This window comes from Protofrankia sp. CiP1_Cm_nod1 (assembly GCF_920888515.1).
GTDB lineage: Bacteria > Actinomycetota > Actinomycetes > Frankiales > Frankiaceae > Protofrankia.
Map to the genome: position 1 here is coordinate 1 of NZ_CAKKTM010000091.1, position 5,636 is coordinate 5,636.

The 5,636-nt window shown below is 74.3% G+C and carries 4 protein-coding genes; 2 read left to right on the forward strand and 2 right to left on the reverse strand.

Annotation, left to right across the window (positions count from 1 at the left end; all coding sequences use genetic code 11):
- On the reverse strand, window positions 1-1,142 hold a 1,142-nt coding region (locus tag NBX02_RS04750), incomplete at its 3' end, for a serine/threonine-protein kinase (protein WP_250290142.1).
- A gap of 264 nt (window positions 1,143-1,406) precedes the next feature.
- Window positions 1,407-3,428 (reverse strand): DUF2079 domain-containing protein, encoded by a 2,022-nt coding sequence (locus NBX02_RS04755; RefSeq protein ID WP_250290145.1) that lies wholly within the window; start codon window positions 3,426-3,428, stop codon window positions 1,407-1,409.
- Window positions 3,429-3,995: 567 nt separating this feature from the next.
- Here NBX02_RS04755 and NBX02_RS04760 point away from each other — a divergent pair.
- On the forward strand, window positions 3,996-4,538 hold the full coding sequence (locus NBX02_RS04760) for a cytidine deaminase (protein ID WP_250284565.1): 543 nt from the start codon (window positions 3,996-3,998) through the stop codon (window positions 4,536-4,538).
- A partial coding sequence (locus NBX02_RS04765; protein ID WP_250290146.1) for a thymidine phosphorylase occupies window positions 4,535-5,636 on the forward strand: 1,102 nt, incomplete at its 3' end. The genes NBX02_RS04760 and NBX02_RS04765, both read left to right, overlap by 4 nt.

Genomic DNA, 5,636 nt, shown 5'->3' on the forward strand with positions numbered 1-5,636 from the left:
GATCCGCTGGTGGCGGGCGGGCCGGCCGTGGAGCCGCCGGTGGAGGCCGGTGCCGCGTCCACCTGGCTCGCCCCGGCCGTGCGCGCCGGATGTTCCTCAGCGGGGGCGGGGCTCACCGGGATCATGCCCGGCCCCGGTACAACGGCATCCCGCTCGTCGGCCTCGGCGCGGGCGGGGCCCACCGGGATCGCGCCCGGCGCGACGCCGTCGCGGCCCGCCGGTGTCCGCGGCGGACGCTCGCGGTCGGTACGGCCCGCACGGGTGCCCGGCAGCCGCCGGGAGGACTCCCGTTCGCTGACCTTCCGCAGCCGTCGCCGGGCCAGGGACAGCGACGGGCGGTCAGCGGGCCGCACCGCCAGGAGATCGGCGAGAATCGGCGCGAGGGTGCCGGCCAGCCGGAAGGGATGGCGTCTGCCCTCGACGATCGCGGTCAGCGTCGCGATGGCGCTGTCGCGCTCGTAGGGCGCGCCGCCCTCGACCGCGGTGAACAGGGTCGCGCCCAGCGCCCAGATGTCGCTGCCCGGGCCGCCGGCCTCCCCCCGGGCCCGTTCCGGGGCGATGTAGGACGGCGAGCCGAGCAGGATGCCGGTGCGGGTCAGGGTCGGATCCCCCGCGGACAGCGCGATACCGAAGTCCGTCAGCCGGGCGCGCCGGTCCGCGCTGATCAGGACGTTCGCCGGTTTGACGTCCCGGTGGATGATCCCGGTCCGGTGCGCGGCCTCCAGGGCGTAGGCGAGGCTGATGCCGATCCGGGCCACCCGCTCACGCGGCAGCGGGCCCTCGTCGTAGATGATCTCCGACAGGGAGCGGCCCTCCACGAGCTCCATGATGATCCACGGGCGGCCGTCCGCCTCGAGGACGTCGAAGACCGGGACGAGCCCGGGATGCTGGACCCGGCCGGCCGAGCGCGCCTCGCGCAGCACCCGCTGGCGCAGGATCGCCCGCTCGTCGGCGGAGATCGACGGTGGGAGGCGGATTTCCTTGACGGCGACGTCCCGCCGCAGCAGCTCGTCGGTGGCCGCGTACACCACACCGAAACCGCCGCGGCCGAGTTCGGCGCCGAGCCGGTAACGGCCCGCGACGAGCTGGCCGGAATCCGGTTCCCGCCCGGTTTTCGACGTCGGGTGGCGCTCGAGCGGCATCCGGCCGTCCCACCTCCCTGTGGATTTTGCTCGTGGGCATTGCCCGTCCTCTGGACATTGTCCGTGGACGCGGACGCTGCCTGTGAACATGGGCGTTGCCTGTGGACGTGGACGCTGCTCGTGGACGCGGACGCTGCCTGTGGACATTGTCCGTGCTCGAGGACATCGCTCGGCCTACTTCATCACACGTCGACCGCACCGGTTCGGGGCGCGTCGCATACCGGCATCACGGGCTGTCCAGCGGTGGGCGTCCGGCACGGGATATCACGGAAGGTGCCAGACGTACACACCTCCGGTGAGCTCCGGCGGGTGTCCGGTCAGCGACGTCACCGTGTCGCGCAGGTCGTCCAGGTGCCTTGCCGGGCCGAGCACGACCGCGCGCACACCGAGCTCGGCGAAGTCGGCGCGGCTCCGGGCGATCTGTGCCGGGGTCACCGGGCCGGCGGCCCCGTTGTTTTCGATGCCGTCCAGTAACTGTGCTGTTGCTGTCGGTTTTTTCCCGCCCATGTACGCCTTCCCGTCGTGGCCCGGGCCGATGAAGTAGCCGCCCGGCATCGAGAAAGGGAAGTCCGCCGCGGTCTGCCAGGCCATCGCGGTGGTCCGCAGCCCGGTCGGATAGGGCAGGAGAAGCACGTTGGAGCCGGCCGGAAGGGTTCTCACGGCGTCAGTGGTGAAGAACGCGGGCACGTCGGGTGAGCGTTCGACGGCGTACGGCCGAGGAATCAGCGGGAGTACACAGGCCACAGCGAGGGCCACCGCCGCCGGGATACTGGCGGTCCTGAACCGGGCCGCCGGGATACCGGCGGTCCTGAACCGGGCCGCCGGGATACCGGCGGTCCTGAACCGGGCCGTTGCTGGAACACCGGTGGCCTTGAACCGGGCCGCGGGGAGACCGGCGGTCCTGAACCGGGCGGCCGCCGGGACGCCGGGGGCGCCGAGCCGGGCGGGCAGGCGGTCCAGGGCACAGGCGAGCACGAGCCCGGCCATCAGGGCCGTGCCGAGGGAGAACCGGTTCGGCAGGGCGGCCTCGAAGACCGGCAGGCCGGCGACCAGGCCCCAGGGCAGCCGCAGGCCCGTCTCCACGTTGTTGACCAGCAGCGTCCCGCCCAGGGAGAGAACCGCCAGCACCGCGCCGGTGAGCCCGGCCAGCCGTGTCCGCAGGTCGTGAAAGCCCAGGACGACGGCGCACAGACACACGATCAGCAGGGGCCAGCCGAGGAAGTTCATGTACTCCGGCGCGCCGCCGGGGAACTCGGCCGCCCGCGCGCTCTGCGCGGATGTCGCGAGCCACTGGCGTTCGGAAGGGACGTACAGGCCGGTCGGGTCGCTCTTGAAGAAGTTCGCCAGGAACGGGCTGCCGTGGGCCCGCAACGGCCCGAAGAACTGGATCCACAGCGGCACCGCGGCCAGCGCCAGGCAGGTCAGGAAGGCGATCGCCAACGCGCGCAGTGGCCCGCCGGCCCGGCGGAGATACTCCGGCCGGCTCGCCAGCAGCAGGACGATCCCGACGGCGGCCGTCACCGCGGTGATGAGCAGCACCTCCTCGCCGGTCAGCAGTTGCAGGCCGGCGCCGACGCCGAGCAGCACGCCGGTCCGCGCCGGCCGCCGCGTCCCCCGGACGGCGTCCACGACAAGGCCGAGCAGCAACGGCACGGCCGGCGCCAGGGCCAGGCTGAGATGTCCTGTCCCGGCCGCGACGAGCGCCGGCGAGAAACCGTAGACGAGCCCGGCGACGCCGGCCGCCGCGGCGCGCACCCGCAGCTTCCGCGCGAACAGGTAGGCGCTGAACGCGGACAGCGAGAACGCCAGCACGACGAGCAGGTTGTAGGAGGCCACCGGCCCGGCGACCCGGGTCACCGGCGTCAGCAGCAGGCCGGGGACCAGCACGGAGGTGTTCCACAGCGCGTTTATCCCCTCCGGCGCGTTCGCCAGGTGCGTGACGAAGGGGTTCGACAGGCTGGTGACGGCATGTGCGGTGTGTGCCAGCCACCAGCAGTACAGGGCGGTGTCGTTCGGGTTGCCGGCGATGATGTTCCGGGTCGGGTCGGGCCACACCCGGGCGGTCAGCAGCAGGGCCAGCAGGAGGTAGCCCGACCCGGTCAGGGCGTGCGGCCGGAGGCTCTCGCGCCGCCGGCCGCGGCCGGGCGTACCGCCGGCCGCGGCCGGTGTCGCGCTGGGCCCGGGGGCCGGTGTCGCGCTGGGCCCGGGGGCCGGTGTCGCGCTGGGCCCGGGGGCGGGCGGAGCTGGCTGGACGGTCGTCGGCGTGTCCGTGTCGGCGGGATCCAACGCGTCCTCCTGTAGCCGACAGTGTGTGAGCGCGGCTATACCGTCCGTTTGTCAGGGTGTCGTTTGCTGATCGGACGCCCTGTCCGCGGCCATCCTTACTCTGCGAATCAGCAGCATTACATCAGTCGCTGTCGCCGCAGGTCCGACAGTCGCTGTCCAGACAGTCGCCGTCCGGACAGCGACCGGACGGTCCGGGCAGCGGCTGCCTGGACGGTCGCCGTCTGGGTGGTCCGGGCAGTGGCTGCCTGGACGGTCGCCACCGGGACGGCCGCTGTCCCGGCACCGGGAGCGCTGTGACCGGCGGGCCGGCACCGGCGACCGGGTTTCCCGCGCGGCCGGGGAGCCCGGCTGTTCCCGGGCGGCCTGCCTGCCTCGGCATCTGTTTCTCCGCCTGTTTCTCCGCGCGGCCGGAAGCCGGCTTCCGGGGCGTCCGGGTCGGGCATGCTGGGCTGTGCGCTGTCGCCCGGGACGGGTCCGGGCCTTCGGGAGGTGTCGCATGGCCGCGGGAAGCGCTCCTGAGGCTGGGGTCCCGCGGCCGGCGCCGGGGCGGGTCCTGTGATCGGCCCCGTGGACGGCATCACGGCTGGCCCCGCGGGCGTGCCCACGGTGGATGCCGTCGACTGGCGACGGCTGCGGGCCGAGGCCGCCCGGGTGGCGACCCGTGCGTACGCCCCGTACTCACGGCTGCGCGTCGGTGCCGCCGCCATGGTGGACGACGGCAGGCTGGTCGTGGGCTGCAACGTCGAGAACGCCTCCTACGGCCTCACGCTGTGTGCCGAGTGTGTGCTGGTAGGGGCACTGCACACCGCCGGCGGCGGCCGGCTGGTGGCGTTCGCCTGCGTGGACGGCGCCGGCGCGCCGCTGCTGCCCTGCGGCCGGTGCCGGCAGCTGCTGTACGAGCACGGTGGCCCGGACCTCCTGGTGGCGACGGCCGGTGACCCGCGTCGGCTGGCGGAGCTGCTGCCGGACGCCTTCGGCCCCGCCGACCTGCCGCCACCGCCCGTCGCCCACGCCACCGGTGCCGGTGCCGGTGCCGGTGCCGGCACAGCCACCGCCACCGCCACCGGCCAGGACGCCCGCGCAGGACGGGATGGCGGTGGCTTTCCGTGACTTTTCACGTCGTCGACCTGATCCGGACGAAACGGGACGGCGGCAGCCTGCCCGACGCGGCCGTGGACTGGCTGATCAGCTCCTACACGGCGGGCGCTGTCCCCGACGAGCAGATGGCGGCCTATCTGATGGCCGTGGTGTGGCGCGGCATGCGGCCGGCGGAGCTGTCCCGGTGGACCGCGGCGATGGTCGCCAGCGGCGAACGGCTCGACCTGTCCGGGCTCGGCCGCCCGACCGTGGACAAGCACTCCACCGGCGGTGTCGGTGACAAGGTCTCGCTGGTCCTGGTGCCGCTGGTGGCGGCCTGCGGCGCGGCGGTGCCGCAGCTCGCCGGCCGCGGGCTCGGCCACACCGGCGGGACGCTGGACAAGATGGCGGCCATCCCCGGCTGGCGGGCCTCGCTGACGCCTGAGCGGATGCGTTCGGTGCTCACCGACGTCGGCGGGGTCATCGCCGCCGCGGGCGCCGGCCTGGCCCCGGCGGACCGGAAGCTGTACGCGCTGCGGGACGTGACCGGCACGGTCGAGTCGATCCCGCTGATCGCCTCGTCGATCATGAGCAAGAAGATCGCCGAGGGGACGTCCGCGCTGGTGCTGGACGTCAAGGTCGGCTCGGGCGCCTTCATGACGGCCCAGGCGCCGGCCCGGGAGCTGGCCGAGAACATGGTCACCCTGGGTGACGCGGCCGGGATGCGCACGGAGGCGCTGCTGACCGGCATGGACACCCCGCTGGGGCGGACCGCCGGCAACGCGCTCGAGGTCGACGAGGCGGTGGCGGCCCTGCGCGGTGGCGGCCCGGCAGACCTGGTCGAGGTGACGGTCACGCTGGCCAGACGGATGCTCGCCCTCGCCGGGCTGGCCGGCGGCCCGGATCCGGCGGACGTCCTCGCGGCGGGCCGGGCGCACGACGTGTGGCGACGGATGGTCACCGCGCAGGGCGGCGACCCGGACGCGCCCCTGCCCATGGCCCGGCACGTCGAAACGGTGCCCGCGCCCGCGACCGGCTTCCTGCGCCGGCTGGACGCGCGCGCCGTCGGCCTGGCGGCCTGGCGGCTGGGGGCGGGCCGGGCGCGCCAGGACGACGAGGTGTCGGTGGCCG